Source organism: Bacillus sp. 179-C3.3 HS (genome assembly GCF_047229225.1).
Taxonomy (GTDB): domain Bacteria; phylum Bacillota; class Bacilli; order Bacillales; family Bacillaceae; genus Bacillus.
In genome coordinates, this window is record NZ_JBFEFT010000008.1 from 45,257 (window position 1) to 64,131 (window position 18,875).

18 protein-coding genes are annotated in these 18,875 nt (G+C 40.2%); 13 read left to right on the top strand and 5 right to left on the bottom strand.

The window, feature by feature from the left end; translation table 11 throughout:
- Nucleotides 1–319 precede the first annotated feature (319 nt).
- The 10 genes from glyQ to AB1K80_RS07365 all read left to right on the top strand — a co-directional run bounded on the left by glyQ (nt 320) and on the right by AB1K80_RS07365 (nt 11,451).
- Nucleotides 320–1,207, top strand: coding sequence for a glycine--tRNA ligase subunit alpha (gene glyQ, locus AB1K80_RS07320; protein ID WP_412855957.1), 888 nt, complete (start codon nt 320–322; stop codon nt 1,205–1,207).
- A complete protein-coding gene (glyS, locus tag AB1K80_RS07325) occupies nt 1,200–3,245 on the top strand; it encodes a glycine--tRNA ligase subunit beta (protein ID WP_412855958.1) in 2,046 nt (681 codons plus the stop codon). The genes glyQ and glyS overlap by 8 nt, the downstream gene beginning before the upstream one ends.
- Before the next feature lie 163 nt (nt 3,246–3,408).
- Nucleotides 3,409–4,047 (top strand): helix-turn-helix transcriptional regulator, encoded by a 639-nt coding sequence (locus tag AB1K80_RS07330; RefSeq protein WP_412855959.1) that lies wholly within the window; start codon nt 3,409–3,411, stop codon nt 4,045–4,047.
- Nucleotides 4,048–4,072: 25 nt separating this feature from the next.
- Nucleotides 4,073–4,894 carry a pyruvate, water dikinase regulatory protein gene (locus AB1K80_RS07335; RefSeq protein ID WP_412855960.1) on the top strand — a complete coding sequence of 274 codons (822 nt, stop codon included), beginning with the start codon at nt 4,073–4,075 and terminating at the stop codon, nt 4,892–4,894.
- Nucleotides 4,895–5,155: 261 nt separating this feature from the next.
- The gene (locus AB1K80_RS07340; protein ID WP_412855961.1) at nt 5,156–5,656 is read left to right on the top strand and encodes a YaiI/YqxD family protein; all 501 of its coding nucleotides are present in this window, start codon (nt 5,156–5,158) and stop codon (nt 5,654–5,656) included.
- Nucleotides 5,657–5,689: 33 nt separating this feature from the next.
- Entirely contained in the window at nt 5,690–7,519 is a 1,830-nt protein-coding gene (dnaG, locus tag AB1K80_RS07345) for a DNA primase (RefSeq protein WP_412855962.1), read from the top strand.
- Between the two features lie 200 nt (nt 7,520–7,719).
- Nucleotides 7,720–8,841, top strand: a complete 1,122-nt coding sequence (gene rpoD, locus AB1K80_RS07350) for an RNA polymerase sigma factor RpoD (protein WP_061408609.1) — start codon at nt 7,720–7,722, stop codon at nt 8,839–8,841.
- 299 nt (nt 8,842–9,140) lie between these two features.
- Nucleotides 9,141–9,500, top strand: coding sequence for a cytochrome c550 (gene cccA, locus AB1K80_RS07355; protein WP_412855963.1), 360 nt, complete (start codon nt 9,141–9,143; stop codon nt 9,498–9,500).
- Between the two features lie 120 nt (nt 9,501–9,620).
- Nucleotides 9,621–10,337: a tRNA (adenine(22)-N(1))-methyltransferase gene (locus tag AB1K80_RS07360; protein WP_412855964.1), complete on the top strand. Its 717-nt coding sequence runs from the start codon at nt 9,621–9,623 to the stop codon at nt 10,335–10,337.
- Entirely contained in the window at nt 10,330–11,451 is a 1,122-nt protein-coding gene (locus AB1K80_RS07365) for a Nif3-like dinuclear metal center hexameric protein (RefSeq protein ID WP_412855965.1), read from the top strand. The genes AB1K80_RS07360 and AB1K80_RS07365 overlap by 8 nt, the downstream gene beginning before the upstream one ends.
- A gap of 97 nt (nt 11,452–11,548) precedes the next feature.
- Here the strand turns inward: AB1K80_RS07365 and AB1K80_RS07370 are convergent, their stop codons facing one another.
- The 3 genes from AB1K80_RS07370 to AB1K80_RS07380 all read right to left on the bottom strand — a co-directional run bounded on the left by AB1K80_RS07370 (nt 11,549) and on the right by AB1K80_RS07380 (nt 13,731).
- Nucleotides 11,549–12,193 (bottom strand): NAD(P)-dependent oxidoreductase, encoded by a 645-nt coding sequence (locus tag AB1K80_RS07370; RefSeq protein WP_412855966.1) that lies wholly within the window; start codon nt 12,191–12,193, stop codon nt 11,549–11,551.
- 71 nt (nt 12,194–12,264) lie between these two features.
- Complete coding sequence (locus tag AB1K80_RS07375) at nt 12,265–12,951, bottom strand: SDR family NAD(P)-dependent oxidoreductase (protein ID WP_412855967.1); 687 nt, start codon at nt 12,949–12,951, stop codon at nt 12,265–12,267.
- A 69-nt stretch (nt 12,952–13,020) separates the two neighbouring features.
- Nucleotides 13,021–13,731: a DsbA family oxidoreductase gene (locus AB1K80_RS07380; protein ID WP_412855968.1), complete on the bottom strand. Its 711-nt coding sequence runs from the start codon at nt 13,729–13,731 to the stop codon at nt 13,021–13,023.
- Between the two features lie 238 nt (nt 13,732–13,969).
- Between AB1K80_RS07380 and AB1K80_RS07385 the strand changes: the two genes are divergently transcribed.
- Nucleotides 13,970–14,551 (top strand): TetR/AcrR family transcriptional regulator, encoded by a 582-nt coding sequence (locus AB1K80_RS07385; protein WP_412855969.1) that lies wholly within the window; start codon nt 13,970–13,972, stop codon nt 14,549–14,551.
- 110 nt (nt 14,552–14,661) lie between these two features.
- Here AB1K80_RS07385 and AB1K80_RS07390 read toward each other — a convergent pair whose 3' ends face one another.
- Nucleotides 14,662–15,606 (bottom strand): 4-hydroxy-3-methylbut-2-enyl diphosphate reductase, encoded by a 945-nt coding sequence (locus AB1K80_RS07390; protein WP_412855970.1) that lies wholly within the window; start codon nt 15,604–15,606, stop codon nt 14,662–14,664.
- 159 nt (nt 15,607–15,765) lie between these two features.
- A complete protein-coding gene (vrrA, locus tag AB1K80_RS07395; protein ID WP_412855971.1) occupies nt 15,766–16,485 on the bottom strand; it encodes a VrrA/YqfQ family protein in 720 nt (239 codons plus the stop codon).
- 155 nt (nt 16,486–16,640) lie between these two features.
- Here vrrA and AB1K80_RS07400 point away from each other — a divergent pair, with 155 nt between their 5' ends.
- Both AB1K80_RS07400 and AB1K80_RS07405 read left to right on the top strand, forming a co-directional pair.
- Nucleotides 16,641–17,960 carry a DEAD/DEAH box helicase gene (locus AB1K80_RS07400; protein WP_412855972.1) on the top strand — a complete coding sequence of 440 codons (1,320 nt, stop codon included), beginning with the start codon at nt 16,641–16,643 and terminating at the stop codon, nt 17,958–17,960.
- A 9-nt stretch (nt 17,961–17,969) separates the two neighbouring features.
- Entirely contained in the window at nt 17,970–18,863 is an 894-nt protein-coding gene (locus AB1K80_RS07405; protein WP_412855973.1) for a deoxyribonuclease IV, read from the top strand.
- The last annotated feature ends 12 nt before the right edge of the window (nt 18,864–18,875 follow it).

The following is an 18,875-nucleotide window of genomic DNA, read 5'->3' on the forward strand; positions in this document are numbered from 1 at the left end:
AAGACTTTTTGTAAGATCATCTAAGATCAATATGTTGCATTGACAGAAAGAAGTACTTACGTATCATCCATAAAAGCGACCTTAGGGCGGTGTGAGCTAAGGATGGAGGCGTAACGAAAGGCATTCTTGAGCAACGTAAAACAAAGAGGCTGGATGGCGATTCCAGCAAATAGGGTGGAACCGCGGGAAAAACTCTCGTCCCTATGTTTGCAAGGACCTTGCGAGCATAGAGACGGGAGTTTTTGTGTTCTCTGAAAAGGTTCTATTCCGCATCCGTCATACATAGCGGATCGCGTAGAAAAAGTTGGAGGTGCGATCATTGAATATTCAAGACATGATTTTGACTTTGCAAAAGCATTGGTCAAATGAGGGCTGCGTTTTAATGCAGGCTTATGACACAGAAAAAGGCGCAGGAACGATGAGTCCATACACATTCCTGCGAAGCATTGGCCCAGAGCCATGGAAGGTGGCATATGTGGAGCCTTCCAGACGCCCAGCTGATGGCAGATATGGAGAAAACCCGAATAGATTGTATCAGCATCATCAATTTCAAGTCATTATTAAGCCTTCACCTGATAATATTCAGGAACTATATTTAGATTCATTGAAGGCGCTTGGCATTGATCCATTGAAACACGATATTCGATTTGTGGAAGATAACTGGGAAAATCCATCTCTTGGCTGTGCAGGACTTGGTTGGGAAGTATGGCTTGATGGTATGGAGATTACGCAATTTACGTATTTCCAACAAGTTGGCGGCTTAGAATGTAAGCCCGTATCTGTTGAAATCACATACGGAATTGAACGTCTCGCTTCCTATATTCAAGACAAAGAAAATGTTTTTGATTTGGAATGGACAGACGGATTTACGGTGAGAGATCTATTTTCAATGGCTGAATATGAGCATTCTGTGTATACATTTGAAACATCAAATACAGAAATGCTATTTGATTTATTTACAACTTACGAAAAAGAGGCACATAGCCAAATGGACAAAGGACTTGTTCACCCTGCATACGATTATGTGCTCAAATGCTCCCATACGTTTAACCTACTCGATGCAAAAGGCGCCATTTCTGTCACTGAACGAACAGGCTATATTGGTAGAGTGCGTCATTTAGCGAGAAAAGTAGCCAAAACGTATTACGAAGAACGAGAAAAACTGGGATTCCCAATGCTAAAAGAGGAGGCGGCATCTCATGAATAAACAAGATGTATTACTCGAAATCGGCTTAGAAGAGATGCCGGCGCGTTTCATGGCAGAGAGCACAAAACAGCTAGGTGAAAAAGTAAAGGCGTGGTTTGACGCGCAAAACATTTCATTTGAAGATGTTTCCTTATATAATTCTCCGAGACGTCTTGCTGCTCTTGTCAAAGGTGTAGCAGAAAAGCAAGATGATATCAAAGAAGAAGCAAAAGGCCCAGCTAAAAAGATTGCCCAAGATGATGAAGGTCATTGGACAAAAGCAGCTGAAGGTTTTGCCCGTGGTCAAGGTGCTACAACAGATGATCTTTATTTCAAAGAGATCAAAGGAGTAGATTATGTCCATGTGCAGAAGTTTGAAGAAGGAAAACAAGTCAAAGACCTTCTGCCAGCACTAGGTGACATCGCTGCTTCATTAAGCTTTCCAAAAAACATGAGATGGGGTAGCAAAGATCTACGCTATATCCGTCCGATTAAATGGATTGTTTGTTTATTTGGTCAAGAGGTGATTCCTACTCAAATTGCAGGCGTACAAAGCGGACGGGAGACAAGAGGACATCGTTTTCTCGGGACGACAGCCAGCATAGATTCACCTGCAACTTATGTGCAAACATGTCAAGACCAGTTTGTCATTGTTGATATAGAGAAGAGAAAACAAATGATTACGGAACAGCTAGATGCTCTTTCTTCAGAAAAAGGCTGGGTGATTCCAGTCGATCCTGAGCTTTTAGAAGAAGTCAACAATCTTGTAGAATATCCAACTGTGTTGTTTGGATCCTTTGAAGAAGAGTTCCTTGCATTGCCAGAAGAAGTTTTGGTCACAACAATGAAAGAGCACCAGCGCTATTTCCCTGTGAAAAATGGGCAAGGAGAATTATTGCCACACTTTATTACAGTCAGAAATGGGAACAGCGAGGCACTCGAAAATGTCGCAAGAGGAAATGAAAAAGTACTCCGTGCACGTTTATCGGATGCGGCATTCTTCTATAAGGAAGACGAGAAGCTCGTCATTGAAGACAATATTAAAAAGCTTGATAAAGTTGTCTTCCATGAGAAACTCGGAACGATTGGTGACAAACTGAAGAGAGTGACAGACATTTCAACTCGTCTAGCAGCGCATATTGGAGCTGACGATGAAACGAAACAACGTGTTGCAAGAGCTGCAAGTATTTCAAAGTTTGATCTTGTCACCCAAATGGTGAATGAGTTCCCAGAGCTACAAGGAATCATGGGTGAGAAATACGCCAAAGCACTTGGTGAACATGAGGAAGTTGCAAAGAGTATCAATGAACACTACATGCCGCGTTTTGCTGGCGATCAAGCGCCGTCTACTTTCATTGGGGCAATTGTCGCAATCGCTGATAAACTAGATTCTATCTGTTCATTCTTCTCGATTGACGTCATTCCAACTGGTTCACAAGACCCTTATGGATTGCGAAGACAAGCGAGCGGTATTGTCCAGATCTTGCTCGACCGTCATTGGAATATCTCATTTAAAGAGCTATTACAGCTTGCACACATTGAGCCAGCCCATGAGACGGCACTTGTTGAATTCTTGACGCAACGATTAAAGCATGTCCTTCAAGCAGAACATATTCGACATGATGTCATCGATGCAGTACTTGATGTAGAAGATATCGAGCCTTATGCAGCCGTGAAAAAAGCAGCCGTCCTTGAGGAAAGTGTGAAACAAGAAAGCTTCAAAGAAACGGCGGAAGCGCTTGGGCGTGTCATTTCAATCAGTAAAAAAGGTGAAGATACACACATCGAACCAGCATTGTTTGAAAACGAACACGAAAAAGCTCTATTCGATGCTTATCAGCAGGTAGAGGTAGCCGCAGCAGAACATACGGCAGCGGGACAATATCAATTGGCACTTGATGCACTAGAGACGTTAAAAACACAGATTGTTCATTATTTTGATCATACAATGGTTCATGCAGATGACGAAAAATTAAAGAAAAATCGTTTGGCGCAGATGGTCAAACTTGCAAAAGTCATTCAATCATTTGCGAATATGAACAATTTAATTGTAAAATGAATATCCAAAAGCGGTTGCCTTTTCTGAAGGGCAATCGTTTTTTACTCATTTATTCAGCGTTTTTGAGGGATTTCTGTTTCATTCGGACAAAGATGCGCTATAATATGATAAGTTGTGAAAATGATCTACATAAGGAAAGACACGCTCTCTCTATTTAAAGGTGGTGAGTACAATCGAGTTAAATAAACGGCAAGAGCAGATTTTACAGATTGTCAAAGAGAATGGTCCGATCACTGGAGAGCACATTGCCGATCGGCTGAACTTAACAAGGGCAACCCTAAGGCCGGATTTGGCCATTTTAACGATGTCTGGCTTTTTAGAAGCAAGGCCAAGGGTCGGTTACTTTTTCACAGGGAAAACAGGCACGCAGCTTTTAGCAGATAAGCTGAAAAAGCTTCAAGTGAAAGATTATCAATCCATTCCAGTCGTGATCCATGAGAATGTTTCGGTTTATGATGCGATTTGTACGATGTTTTTAGAGGATGTGGGTACATTATTTGTGGTCGACGATCACTCTATTTTAACTGGTGTTTTATCGAGAAAAGACCTTCTTCGAGCCAGTATTGGAAAACAAGAACTCCCATCCATCCCAGTGCACATCATCATGACGAGGATGCCGAACATCACCGTTTGCCGAAAGGAAGACTTCATCATGGATGTGGCTAAACACTTGATTGAAAAGCAAATAGACGCACTGCCTGTCATTAAAGATACAGATAAAGGCTTTGAAGTAGTAGGCAGAATCACGAAAACAAACATGACCAAATTACTTGTGAGCTTATCGGAGAACGAAATACTCTAATCACAGAAGACTGCGAGGGGATGTTATGAGTAATCGCGTAATTTATGTTGTTTCAGATTCAGTAGGTGAAACAGCAGAGCTCGTGGTCAAAGCGGCGTTAAGCCAATTTGATGGCAGCTCATCTGACCATTCAAATATTAGAAGAATTCCATATGTAGAAGATATAGGTACAATCAAAGAAGTCATCTCATTGGCAAAGGCAGATAACGGTATTGTTTGCTTTACACTTGTTGTGCCGGAGATGCGCCAATTTTTAATACAAGAGGCAGAAGCGAACGGCGTCGTTTACTACGACATTATTGGTCCTCTAATTGATAAAATGGAAATTGCATATGGGAATGAAGCGAAACATGAGCCGGGTCGTGTACGTCAATTAGATGAAGACTATTTTAAAAAGGTTGAAGCGATTGAATTCGCTGTTAAGTATGATGACGGTAGAGATCCAAGAGGAATCTTAAAGGCTGATATTGTGCTCATTGGTGTATCGCGTACGTCTAAGACACCGCTATCTCAATACTTGGCTCATAAGCGTCTAAAAGTAGCGAACGTTCCGATCGTTCCTGAAGTAGACCCGCCAGAAGAGCTATTTTCAGTAGATCCCAAAAAATGCATCGGTCTAAAAATCAGTCCAGACAAACTCAATCATATTCGTAAAGAACGTTTGAAATCATTAGGTCTTAATGATCGCGCTATTTATGCGAATATTGAGCGAATTAAAGAGGAACTGGAATATTTTGAAAAAGTGGTTGATCGTATTAACTGTCAAGTCGTTGATGTATCGAACAAGGCAGTTGAGGAAACGGCGAATGTCATTCATCAAATGATGACAAGAAGAGGTTCCGAATAAACTCAGGATGTATCTCCTGGGTTTTTCCTATGGTGGGATATGGGTAAACAAAAACAATAGCAAATTAGCTGCATTTGTATTATAATAAAAAATTGTGATAAAATGATTGATTTTAGGTTTAAGTTAAGTCAAGAACGAATAAACTAATATTGGCAGAAGTCAAGTCATTCTGAACATAATTTTTCGACAAAATGAGTTTTACTCTTGAACACTTTATGGGGGAAAAGTATGATCTTTTTGCTTCGCTAAAGCAGGAATAAGGTGGAGGGATGGAGAATTAGTCACCTGAATGAACGTAAAAAAGGCAGGACGATTTATGTCGATGCAGATGCTTGTCCTGTAAAAGATGAAATTCTTTCTGTCGCATCTGAATTTCAAGTCCCTGTGACATTCGTTGCTTCATATGTCCATTTTCAAACAAGTCGATCACCACTTGAGGATTGGCGGTTTGTTGATACACACAAAGAAGCAGCTGACCTCGTCATTGCAAATGCGGCTTCTGCACATGATATTGTCGTCACGCAGGATATCGGCCTTGCTTCGCTACTCCTTCCAAAAGATGTCATCGTCCTATCAGAAAGAGGACGGATGTACAAAAACGATACAATTGATTTTGATTTGGAGCGGAGGCATATGTCGAGCAGACAGCGAAGAAAAGGTGTATACGGAAAAGGTCCCAAAAAGCTTTTAGAAGAAGATAAACAGCGATTTATTGTACAACTACAAAAAATCCTGTCGAATTATGAAGGGTTTTTGAATTAAAAGGCGAATAATGTACGACGGAGTGTTATTAGGATGAGCAAACGTATACCAGATGAACTTTTGGAGCAGATCCAAAAAAACGCAGACATTGTCGAAGTAATTGGCGAATACGTACAGCTTAGAAAGCAAGGTCGTAATTACTTCGGTCTTTGTCCATTCCATGGTGAAAATACTCCTTCATTCTCTGTTTCAGCAGATAAGCAAATCTTCCATTGTTTTGGCTGTGGTGCAGGAGGAAATGTCTTTTCTTTCCTGAGACAAATGGAAGGCTACTCATTTATCGAAGCCGTTTCACACGTGGCGGATAAGTACCATATTGACCTGCCAGATCATGTAGCGAATGCACAGGTCAGTTCTTCTTCTCAAGAAGATACAGCAGATCATAAAATGATGGAGGCACATGATCTTCTAAAGAAATTTTACCACCATTTGTTGGTAAATACAAAGGAAGGTCAAAAAGCACTCGATTATTTACGTTCACGAGGCTTTACGGATGAAACAATAGCCAAATTTGAGATCGGGTATGCACTAGACTCATGGGATTTCATGACCAAGTTTTTAGAAAAACGAGGGTTCGAACCCGTGATGATGGAGAAGGCAGGTCTTTTAATTCAACGTGAAAATGGTACAGGATTTTTTGACCGCTTTAGAGATCGCGTGATGTTTCCGATTCACGATCACCATGGCGCGGTCGTAGCTTTTTCCGGCAGGTCGCTCGGTGATCAGCAGCCAAAATATATGAATAGTCCTGAAACGCCACTTTTTCATAAAAGTAAGTTGCTTTATCACTTTCATGACGCGCGTATGCATATTAGAAAACGCGAAAGAGCTGTACTTTTTGAAGGGTTTGCAGATGTGATATCGGCTGTTACATCTGGTGTCGGTGAAAGTGTTGCAACAATGGGAACGTCTCTAACAGAAGAGCATGTGAAGCTTCTTAGACGGAACGTAGAAGAAATCATCCTATGCTATGACTCAGATACGGCCGGATATGAAGCAACCATGAAAGCATCGGATTTGCTTGGGAAAAGAGGATGTAAAGTTCGCGTTGCCATGATTCCAGATGGACTCGATCCAGATGATTACATTCGCAAATATGGCGGCGAGAAATTTAGGAACGACATCATAGATGCAAGTGTGACATTAATGACGTTTAAGATGAATTTTTTCCGAAGAGGGAAAAATTTATCAGACGAGGGAGACCGTCTTACTTATATGAAGCAAGTTCTCCGCGAAATTAGCCGATTAAACGGCTCCTTGGAACAAGAAATTTACATGAAGCAGCTTGCTGGAGAGTTCTCGATCTCACTTGACTCATTAAAAGAACAATTAGAGCTATTTGAAAAGCAGCAGCGGCAAGAAGTGAAAAACACGCAAGAAGAGAATGGACTTGAGAAACGGCGTGCACATCTATCAACACAGGTCAGACGAAAGCGTCTACGGCCCGCATATGAAAATGCAGAACGAATGTTACTTGCCCATATGTTAAAAAGCGATGATGTCATTCGTAAAGTGCTTGATAGAGTAGGGATAGAATTTAATATAGATTCACATAGGGCTCTTGCAACATACGTGTATGCACTGTATGAGGAAGGCAAAGAGCCAACGCCGCAGCACCTAATGAACCGTTTTGAAGATGATCAGATGAATCAGCTTCTTACGGATATACTAATGATTCAAGTCGGAGACGAACTAAGTGAAGCTGAGTTAAGTGATTATGTAAAAAAAGTGTTGAATCATCGGAATTTGGCAATGATAAAGGAAAAAGAACTAGAACGTGCAGAGGCGGAAAGACAAAAAGATTTCTTCAAAGCGGCAACACTTGCAAAAGAAATTGTTCAGTTGAACCGTACGCTGAAGTAATACGTTAATAAGTAATCCGCTTACGGCTGGCAATGAATCCTTTACAGGAGGAGCAAAAGAGACCGCAAGCATCTTGCCTTCATCATTATTTATATTATTCCTATTTGCTCGTACTGTTCTATATAGAGAGAAGAGCGGATGAGAAGCAAATCGCAAGTTACTTAAGAATTCGTTGCAAGCTTTGGAAGGAGGGATCCATAATGGCTGATAAACAAGCCCACGAAACTGAAACTGAACTAACCTTTGAACAGGTAAGAGACAAACTTACTGAAACGGGTAAAAAACGGGGCGTTTTAACATACGAGGAAATTGCAGAGCGTATGTCTAGCTTTGAAATTGAATCAGACCAAATGGATGAATACTATGAATATTTAGGCGAACAGGGTGTCGAACTCATCAGTGAAAACGAAGAGACTGAAGACCCGAATGTTCAGCAGCTGGCGAAAGCAGAAGAAGAATTTGACTTGAATGATTTAAGTGTACCACCAGGTGTCAAAATTAATGACCCTGTTCGTATGTATTTAAAAGAAATCGGCCGCGTCAATTTATTATCTGCAAAAGAAGAAATTTCGTATGCACAGAAGATTGAAGAAGGCGATGAGGAATCAAAAAGAAGATTAGCGGAAGCGAACCTTCGTCTCGTTGTCAGTATTGCCAAACGCTACGTCGGTCGTGGTATGCTGTTCCTTGATTTAATTCAAGAAGGAAACATGGGGCTCATGAAGGCGGTTGAGAAGTTTGATTACCGCAAAGGATATAAATTCTCAACATATGCGACTTGGTGGATTAGACAGGCGATCACGCGTGCTATTGCTGACCAGGCAAGAACCATTCGTATCCCAGTGCATATGGTTGAAACGATTAATAAATTAATCCGTGTTCAAAGACAGCTTCTACAAGATTTGGGGAGAGAACCAACGCCAGAAGAAATTGCTGAAGACATGGATTTGACACCAGAAAAGGTTAGAGAAATTCTTAAAATTGCACAAGAGCCAGTTTCTTTAGAAACACCAATTGGTGAAGAAGATGACTCGCATCTTGGTGACTTTATTGAAGATCAAGAGGCCACATCTCCATCGGATCATGCTGCATATGAATTGTTAAAAGAGCAGCTTGAAGATGTATTAGATACGCTAACGGATCGTGAAGAAAATGTGCTGAGACTACGTTTTGGACTGGATGACGGAAGAACACGCACATTAGAAGAGGTTGGAAAGGTGTTTGGCGTAACTAGAGAGCGGATCCGCCAAATTGAAGCGAAGGCTCTTCGTAAATTAAGACATCCTAGCAGAAGTAAACGATTAAAAGACTTCTTAGAATAGAACCCGAACGGATCTTGCGAGAGATCCGTTCTTTCATCATCAAAATGAAAACGCTTTTTCAATTCTGATTATATTTTACTGAATAACAAATGAATTTGCAACGTTCTTAGGAAAAGATGTATAAAAAATACATCAAAATGTCTTGGAAGCGTCAAATCTCTTGTTGCATAGTTTTGTCTAATATGTGAACTTGATCAAAGTATTGTATCATAATGCGTTTACTTTTTGTAAAATTAAAGTAGAATTAGAATTGTTTTCAAAGTATCAAAGGGGTTTTTACAAAGGGGAGGATGAAAGAAATGAAACGGAATCCACTTATACCATTCTTATTGATTGCCATTTTAGGAATTGGACTCACTTTTTTCTTATCAATGAAGGGGCTCAAAGATGAACAGAAGATCGCATCTGGGGGCGAAGAGCAAAAGCAAGAAGAGACTGCGAATGCTACACCGGAAGAATTGTATAAGCAAAACTGCTTAAGCTGCCATGGGGAGAATTATGAAGGCGGCGCAGGTCCTGCATTAAAAGGGGTTGGTGATAAGCTTGAAGTGGCAGAAATTAAGAAGAAAATTCAAGAAGGTGGAAATGGGATGCCAGGTGGACTCATTCCGAATGAAAAGCTAGATGAGATGTCGGAGTGGGTATCCAAAATCAAATAATATCGCACAAAAAGCTCTTTTTCCTAAGAAGAGCTTTTTTCATTTGAAAACGACTTTTAAAAAGTCCATAATTTATATAAGATAGACAAGTATGAACATTAAAGAAAAGTAGTGATATGTATGAATGAATTGAATTTATCAAAACGATTAAAACGGGTAGCAGACTTTTTACCAAAAGACGCTGTCTTTGCCGATATCGGGTCAGATCATGCTTATTTGCCATGCTACGCGATCTTACACCAAAAAGCAGTGAAAGCCATTGCGGGAGAAATCACCGATGGACCGCTTCAATCTGCGAAACAGCAAGTACATAGACTAGAGTTAGATGAACAAATCTCGGTGAGAAAAGGGAATGGCCTTGAAGTCATTGAACAAGGTGAGGTCAATGCTGTGACAATTGCCGGGATGGGCGGAGCCCTTATTGCAAACATCCTAAAAGAAGGCAAAGAGAAATTGGATGGAAAAGAAAGACTGATCCTCCAGCCTAATATCCATGCTTATCATATACGTTTATGGCTTTATCAAGAGGGATATGAACTTTTAGATGAAGTCATTTTAGAAGAGGATGGCAAGATATACGAAATCATCATTGCAGAAAAAGGCAATAAAGATCAAGCCTATCAACATATGTCGTTTGAAGCGGGGCTATTGGTTGGTCCATTTCTTGCGAAAGAACAGAGTGATGTCTTCCGACGTAAATGGGTGCAAGAGCTTCAACATATGGAGAAAATAGAAGGTCAAATCGCGCAGGCAGCGCCTACTGAAGAGAATAAAGAGCGACAGATAGAGTTGCAAAAGAAAATCATGTTATTAAAGGAGGTTTTAACTGTTGGCTAAAACAGTAAACGGTCATGAAATCATTCAATTGTTTATGCAATTTTCGCCAAAGGCTTACGCAATGGAAGGAGATAAAATTGGGCTGCAAATTGGGACATTAAATAAACGTGTTTCAAATGTGATGATTACGTTAGATGTATTAGAAAACGTGGTAGACGAAGCGATTGAGCGGAAAGTAGACTTAATTATCGCGCACCACCCGCCTATTTTTCGGCCATTAAAACATGTAGCAACTGACCAGCCAGCTGGGCGCATCATTGAAAAGTGCATCAAGCATGATATTGCGGTGTATGTGGCGCATACAAATTTAGATGTGGCTGATGGGGGAGTCAATGATTTACTCGCTGATGCATTAGAGCTCAAGGAAACAAAGGTGTTAGTTCCGACATATGAAGAGCAAATCAAACAGCTCATTGTGTATGTACCAGAGGAATTTGAAGAAGCCATCCGAGTGGCATTAGGAAATGCTGGAGCGGGCCATATTGGCAACTATAGTCATTGTGCTTTCTCAAATGAAGGGACAGGTAGCTTTTTGCCGTCAGAGGAGGCAACACCCTTTATCGGGGAGTCAGGCAAGCTAGAGTTTGTGAGAGAAGTGCGAATCGAAACGATTTTTCCAGCAAGTCTTGAAAAACAGGTCATTCGTGAGATGATCAAAGCACATCCATATGAAGAGGTTGCATATAGTGTACACACAACCGACCTTCCTCCCGTTCAAAAAGGTCTCGGACGCATTGGAGAATTAGAAAAACCGATGACACTTGAAGACTTTACACAATTGGTGAAAACAAAGCTAGATGTGAACGGTGCTCGTTTTGTTGGACAGAAGGACGCCGTTGTGAAAAAAGTAGCGGTGCTTGGCGGAGACGGAAATAAATACATCCATCAAGCGAAAAGAATGGGTGCTGATGTCTACGTTACTGGAGATCTCTATTTCCATGTGGCACATGATGCCATGATGATCGGGCTGCATGTGGTTGATCCAGGGCATTATGCAGAAAAGATCATGAAAGAGGGCGTGAAGCAGAAGCTTCAATCGCTATGTGACGATCAAAAGTATGATGTCCAGCTCTTTGTGTCTGAATCTAATACAAATCCATTTCAATTTATGTAAAAAATGTAGTTTTATAAAAAAGATGGATCATTCATAATCATTTTAATAGTAACCTCTTCGGTATGATATCCGCAAGAGGTTACTATTAAAAGATAGATTAAATATTATAAACAATGGGCATTTTTCTTATTAACGAGCCTTGCCCAATAGTGGAATATATAAATTTTGCTACATTCTCTCTAGAGACAGACAGTTTAGCCGATTGATTTCCAATTGAATAACCATAAAGTTGCCCGTTGTGTTTTATATTAGGATTAATCATTCTGACAACAGTCCAATCTAAATTGGATTGCTTAATCATCCTTTCCATCTTCTTCATTTCAGCATAGCCGTTTGGTAAAAAGAGTTTTGCCAATAATCCTGGCAAAACCGTCGATACGTTTTTCTTATCATCTTTCGATTGTAAGGCCGGAGTTGCTAGAGTAATCAATCTTTTTTTGTTGAACTTCTTCATTGCTTTGATAATCCGGTCATGCCCATCAGCAATTGGCGTACCTTTCAGCTTTCGAGATATATCAATCGAAGGCCCCATTGTGCTAATGACAACATCAGCTTCTGCAACTGCCGTTTCAATGGCTACTGTGTCCGAGAGTTCTCCTCTTACAAGCCGTAAGTTTGAATGATTTATCTTGATCTTCTTAGGATCTCTTACATAAGCAGTAACAAGATCTCCGTTGTCTAATGCAATTTCCATGAGAAGATGACCGATTGCACCACTTGCTCCAAAAATAGTTATGTTCATTTTTTTCCTACCACCTCGAGCTTATTATGTTCTAAATAAAATGTATCTAATGTCTATATCAAAGGTTGCTTTTATGACACATGATCATCCGTCACTAATTCTTCAACTCGATCTCTTTTCGTGTACATGTCATACCAAATGTCAGCGATTTTGTCTTGTACTCCGGAATTCGGCTGCATCCAGATACCAATCGAAACATGCCCAGCATAAATACCCTTGTCCTTTAATTCACTGCTCAAATTTAATATATAATTTCGAAGGCCAGAAACAGCAATTCCGACATTTCCCATCATTGGTACTGGATTGATTGCGGCAGCACCCGTCGTAAATAACAAAGCACCATCTTGTTTATCCAACATATCTGGAAGGACTTCTCGAATACTCGATATTGCACCCATAACATTGAATTGAAATTGGTAAAATGCATTTTCTTCTGTTACTTCCAAAGTATTGGCTACTGTATCGATACTCGGAGTAGGGCTATATTCAAGCACATCAATAAATCCGTATTTTTCTTTGATCTCTGCAAATGCTAAACCAATTTCTGCTTTATTTAATATATCTGCTTGATATGCTACTGCTTCAACACCTAATCCTTCTAATTCCTGAACCAGTTGGTTTAACTTTTCTTTATTTCGGGCAATAAGCGCCACACGAAATCCATTTTGTCCGAATTTTTTAGCAATAGACATTCCTAATCCAGGTCCTGCACCAACAATTACAATATTTTTCATCGTTTGATTCCTCCATAGCTTCAAATGTTTTGATCGCCTTTTGATTTTTAGCAAAACAAAATGATTTTATCTTAACTTGATTTTGAACATAACTTAAAATTTACATGTTCCATCTGAACAATAATGATCAAGTGATGGCTCTAATTGCTCTTTAGCGTTATCATTCACGTAATCTTCTTTCCAAATCTGTTGTAATGTTTCTGAAAATACTTGGGGAGATTGTGCACCTGACATGGTATATTTGTTATCTACTACGAAAAAGGGAACGCCTTGAATCCCCATGTCTGTACCTTCGGCTTTATCAGCTGCGAGATTCTCGCTATATTTATCACTTGCTAGAACATCCAACGTTTCGTTGGCATTAAGACCTAACTCACTTGCAAGTTGGGCAAGTGTTGCTGGGTCACCGATATCTAGTGAATCCGTGAAGTGAGCCTTCATAATTCGATCCATATATTCCTTTATCTTCCCATTCTCTTTTGCATAATACGAAAGTCGAAGTGCATCGTATGAATTCGTAGGAATCATTGTATCTAATTGATAATCTAACCCCGCCTTTTTCGCATACTGTTTCAACTGATTATTCATTTCTTTTGCTTTTTCATATGGGATACCATGTTTGGCAGATAAGACTTGATGGATATCCATACCTGTATTTTTTTTCGCATATGGATCTAATTGAAAACTACGATATACAACTTCTACTTTTTCTTTATGTTCAAATTGTTCTAACCCTATTTCAAAGTGATGTTTGCCAATATAACAAAACGGGCAGGCAAAATCTGACCAAATCTCTACTTTCATCTTTTAATTCTCCTTATTTTTAAATTTTTTCCGTCTGCGATTTAAACTAAGCGCAACCATTTTGGTCGTTGAAAACAACACTAGTAATTTAGGCAACACTAGTTGTATAAGTTATGATATGATGTGATAGAACAATTCACAACCATCAAAATGGCTAGTAAGTTGTTTACACAACATTTCTGTTAAATTGTCGTTTTTAAACATCAATATGAAGCCCAATAAGGAGAAGAAAAACGATATGGAAAAAAATGATCCGAGAATACTTCGTACAAGACAATTGATCGTAGACGCATTTATTTCATTAGCCAGCGAAAAAGACTTCAATTATATAACGGTACGTGATATCGCTGAAAAAGCAACGATTAACCGCGCTACATTTTATGCACACTTTGAAGATAAATTTGAGTTGCTACATTCTACAATCACCAATACTTTTTTAGACAAATTGAAAAAAAGAATTAATCATCACGATGGATTCAATGAGGAAGTCATTGCAAACATTTTCCTAGCTATGTGTGATCACCATAAAGAATTAAGCGACCTGTGCCATAAAGGTTATCATTCTTTAGGGACTATTATAGAAAGTAAAATTAAAGAAGAATTGCAGAAGTTAATAGCTGATCTTGTGCTAAAAGGAACAAAGAATACCAATTTCATAGGGGATAAACAAGTCGTAACAACCCTATCTACTGTACTGAGTTGGAGTATCTATGGAGTAACATACACGTGGAATAATAATGGAAGACCGATTTCAGCAGAAGAGTTAGTGACCAAGACTCTTCCAATATTCACAGATGGAATGAGGGAGTATTTCTTTTAATGAAACTCAATTACTATTCTGTTTTTTAAAAAGAATTATTTCATGTAAGTTGCCAATTGTATTTTTAAAGCTATAAAAAAACGTCAGAGCAAGTGACTCTGACGTTTTTCTTATTTCTTTGTTTTCACACGAGGTAAAATTTTTGATAGTGGAATAGCATGTTCAATGTTCCAAGTTGATTCATCGGCTGGATCGTAATTTTCTAAGAAGCGAATGACTTCTTTTGTGATAGGCGTTGGTGTAGAAGCGCCAGCAGTGACGGCAACAGTGTTTACGCCTTCAAGCCATTCTAGTTTAAGCTCACTTAAATCTCCAATCCGGTACGCTTTCGTTCCTGCGATCTCCATTGAGACTTGTGCCAATCGATTGGAGTTATTACTTTTTGGATCTCCAACGACAATGGTTAAATCTGCTTGACCGGCTTGTTCTGAAACAGCTTCTTGTCGCACTTGTGTAGCAAGACATATTTCTTGATGGTATTCGACATGAGGGTATTTCTCTTTAATCAGCTCCATCAAGTCATGGACATCCCATTGAGACATCGTGGTTTGATTTGTAATGAGCAGTTTATCTGATGTCAGATCGAGCGCTTCAATATCAGCTTCAGTTTCAATCAGATGCACTTTGTCCGGGGCTACGCCTACAGCGCCTTCTGGCTCAGGGTGACCCTTTTTCCCAATATAAATAATGTCATAGCCATCTGCTGTTTTTTCTGAAATGAGGTCGTGGGTTTTGGTCACATCTGGACATGTGGCATCAATGGCGACAAGGCCTTTTTCTTCTGCGATTTGACGAACCTCTGGTGACACACCATGAGCGGTGAAAATCACTGTGCCGCTATCGACCTGCTTTAAAATGTCTAATCGGTTCGGGCCGTCAAGTGTGTAGATCCCGTCTTCTTCAAAGGCATCTGTCACATGTTTGTTGTGAACAATCATACCTAGTATATAAATCGGGCGTGGCAAGTTTTGATCAAGGGCGGCGTTTTTAGCAATAACCATTGCATCTACAACACCGTAGCAATAGCCACGCGGTGAGATTTTGATTACATTCATTTATTCGTCCTCCTGTAGGGAAGTGCTGCAAAAGAGAAGAACAATATAAAAAGCCGTAAAAACGGCTTTTTCTTCATTCTCTTGCTACCATTATAGCCAAAGTAAGTGTATATATCAAAGATTGTTATACGATATGGACACTTCGCCTTCAAAAGATCACTAGACATATAGTTTTGGAACAGAGCGTCCCGATTTTTTCTTCGGTGTTTCTTCAGGAGATGATGTGCTAGGATCTGAATGATCTTTTTCTTCATTGATTAGGTTGTCTTCTTGTTTGTCTTTTTCTTTTGGCTCGTCATCGATTGCCGTTTCTTCATGTTCTTTCACTGTTTCCTCATTGGTCTCATTAGAATCGGCGTCCGCATCATTCGTCTCCGCATCATCATCTGCACTCCCAAGCTGACTGTACAGCTTAATCATTGCAGGTAGATTTCTCACTAAAGGGCCGTATTGCTGAATCATTGGCGTGAATTGTTGCGCGACCCCGAGTACTTTCTGAACATTTCCTAGCATACTTGATAAGGTCGCTGGATTTGCGAAGCTCTGGATTCCTTGTAATCCCGCACCCGCACCGCCTCCAGAGATTCCTGCTCCCCCAGCGCCAGGAAGAAATTTTGCGAGCATGCCTTTGATACCGGCTCCACCGCCCAGTGCCCGGCTCTCGCCTGCTGGAATCCCTCCGACACCGCGTAAACCACCGCCTTGTACAGACGGGGAACGAGGCATCATATGTTGAAGTTGATTTCCTTGTCCTTGAAAAGGCTGGTTGATAGGTGCGGGTTGATTCCTTTGAAATATCTCTGACGGCCCACCATTTCCAAGGTGCCGGCGTGAGGGACGTCGCGGTTGAAAATCGCCCATAGGCCTTTGCCCTAACATACTTGTACCTCCCTTCCTGAAACTCTTTCTCTTCATAGGGTATGCAAGGAAGCAACAAATGGTTTCCTGTGAGAAAAGCGGACATGGTTTTTTTGCTAAAAATCCGCTATAATGGGGAGATGAGCAAAAAGGCATTTGCCTTAAGGAGTGAAAACATGAAAGAAACGAAATTTACGACATATGAATTAAAGCCTTTTATTATAGATGCGATTCATGAATTGGGCTTTTACGAGCCAACTGATATTCAAAAAAGAATCATCCCAGCGGTTTTAAAAGGAGAAAGTGTAATTGGACAATCACAAACAGGTACAGGGAAAACCCATGCGTATTTAGTACCGCTCATTCATTCGATTGATCCAAGCAAAGAACAAGTACAAGTGGTGATAACGGCACCTACGCGAGAATTAGCCAATCAAATTTTCAAAGAAGCTCAGACGATTTTAAAGAACGCGTCGCCAGAAGAAGAAATCAAGGCGAAGCTCTACATTGGTGGAACAGATAAACAAAAGTCCATTCAAAAGCTGAAGAATCAACCACATTTGGTTGTCGGTACCCCTGGACGTATTGCTGACCTCATTCATGAACAAGCATTGAATGTATACAAAGCGACATCCCTCGTGATTGATGAAGCGGATTTAATGCTAGATATGGGATTTTTGGAAGATGTGGACCGGATTGGTGCACAAATGCCAGAACAATTGCAAATGCTTGTGTTCTCAGCGACGATTCCTGAAAAATTAAAGCCTTTCCTCAAAAAATATATGGACAACCCGAAATATGCACATGTTGAACCGAAACGGATGACGGCTGAAAACATTCAGCATGTTTTAATTCCATCAAAACAACGTGACAAATTAAAATTGCTCCATGAGATGGTTACAAATATCCAGCCTTATTTAGGCATCATTTTTGCCAATACAAAATCAACAGTAGATGAAATTGCTGCTTTCCTTCAAGAACAAGGAATGAAAATTGGTGTACTTCATGGCGGACTAACACCACGTGAACGTAAAAAAGTGATGAAACAAATTGAAGATTTAGAGTTTACCTATATTGTGGCATCAGACCTTGCCGCTCGTGGAATTGATATTAAGGGAATTAGCCACGTGATCAACTATGAGCTTCCGTCTGATCTTGATTTTTATGTTCATCGTGTAGGACGAACAGCCAGAGCGGGTTCTTCTGGAATTGCGATGACCATTTACGATCTAGCAGATGAGGATGCACTCGTACAGATTGAGAAAATGGGCGTGGTGTTTGAAAACAAAACAATCGTTCACGGAGAATGGCGAGATGCTGATGACCGTTTGAAACGCCAAAGACGCAAAAAAGCACCAAACGAAATTGAAGAAAAAGCAAAGCGTCTTGTGAAAAAACCGAAGGCCGTCAAACCTGGATATAAAAAGAAAATGACGCGTGAGATCGATAAAATTAAGAGACAAGAGCGAAGAAAGACAAAGCGTAACGGAAAGTAGGGAGAACCATTGTTGAAAATTGGATCGCATGTATCCATGAGTGGAAAACATATGCTTCTTGCTGCAAGTCAAGAAGCTGCCTCTTATGGTGCGAATACGTTTATGATTTATACGGGTGCACCGCAAAATACACGCCGTAAGAAAATCGAAGACCTCAATATTGAAGCTGGACAAGCACATATGAAGGAGCATGGCATGACAGATATCGTTGTACATGCACCATACATTATCAATATTGGGAACACTGTCAATCCTGCTACCTTTGAGCTGGGGGTTGATTTCCTTCGCTCAGAAATTGAACGAACACAAGCGCTTGGATCGAAACAAATTGTTCTTCACCCAGGTGCACATGTAGGGGCAGGGGCAGAGGCTGGAATTCAAAAAATCATCGAAGGTTTAAATGAAGTCATTGTAAAAGGACAAGAGGTTCAAATTGCACTCGAAACAATGGCCGGCAAAGGCTCGGAATGCGGAAGAAGCTTTGAAGAGCTTGCCCAAATCATTGATGGTGTGACACATAACGAAGCGCTTTCCGTTTGCTTTGATACGTGCCACACGCATGATGCAGGATATCCAATCGTCAGCGACTTTGATGGTGTTTTAGAGGAATTTGATCGAATTGTTGGGATTGATCGCATCAAGGTTCTTCATATCAATGACAGTAAAAATGTGCAAGGCGCAAGAAAAGACCGACATGAAAATATCGGTTTTGGTGAAATTGGATTTGATGCACTGAGCTATATTGTGCATCATCCGCAGCTGCAAGATGTGCCGAAAATTTTAGAAACGCCTTATGTAGGTGAAGATAAAAAGAACAAAAAACCACCTTACAAGTTTGAAATTGCTATGCTAAAAGAAAAGCAATTTGATGAAGGCTTACTAGAAAAAATTACGCAACAGTAAACAATGACATGC

Bases quoted from the DNA above. Each gene is read 5' to 3' on its own strand.
- glyS (WP_412855958.1), top strand. From the start codon at position 1,200: ATGAATAAACAAGATGTATTACTCGAAATCGGCTTAGAAGAGATGCCG.
- AB1K80_RS07335 (WP_412855960.1), top strand. From the start codon at position 4,073: ATGAGTAATCGCGTAATTTATGTTGTTTCAGATTCAGTAGGTGAAACA.
- dnaG (WP_412855962.1), top strand. From the start codon at position 5,690: ATGAGCAAACGTATACCAGATGAACTTTTGGAGCAGATCCAAAAAAAC.
- rpoD (WP_061408609.1), top strand. From the start codon at position 7,720: ATGGCTGATAAACAAGCCCACGAAACTGAAACTGAACTAACCTTTGAA.
- cccA (WP_412855963.1), top strand. From the start codon at position 9,141: ATGAAACGGAATCCACTTATACCATTCTTATTGATTGCCATTTTAGGA.
- AB1K80_RS07360 (WP_412855964.1), top strand. From the start codon at position 9,621: ATGAATGAATTGAATTTATCAAAACGATTAAAACGGGTAGCAGACTTT.
- AB1K80_RS07370 (WP_412855966.1), bottom strand. From the start codon at position 12,193: ATGAACATAACTATTTTTGGAGCAAGTGGTGCAATCGGTCATCTTCTC.
- AB1K80_RS07380 (WP_412855968.1), bottom strand. From the start codon at position 13,731: ATGAAAGTAGAGATTTGGTCAGATTTTGCCTGCCCGTTTTGTTATATT.
- AB1K80_RS07385 (WP_412855969.1), top strand. From the start codon at position 13,970: ATGGAAAAAAATGATCCGAGAATACTTCGTACAAGACAATTGATCGTA.
- AB1K80_RS07390 (WP_412855970.1), bottom strand. From the start codon at position 15,606: ATGAATGTAATCAAAATCTCACCGCGTGGCTATTGCTACGGTGTTGTA.
- vrrA (WP_412855971.1), bottom strand. From the start codon at position 16,485: ATGTTAGGGCAAAGGCCTATGGGCGATTTTCAACCGCGACGTCCCTCA.
- AB1K80_RS07400 (WP_412855972.1), top strand. From the start codon at position 16,641: ATGAAAGAAACGAAATTTACGACATATGAATTAAAGCCTTTTATTATA.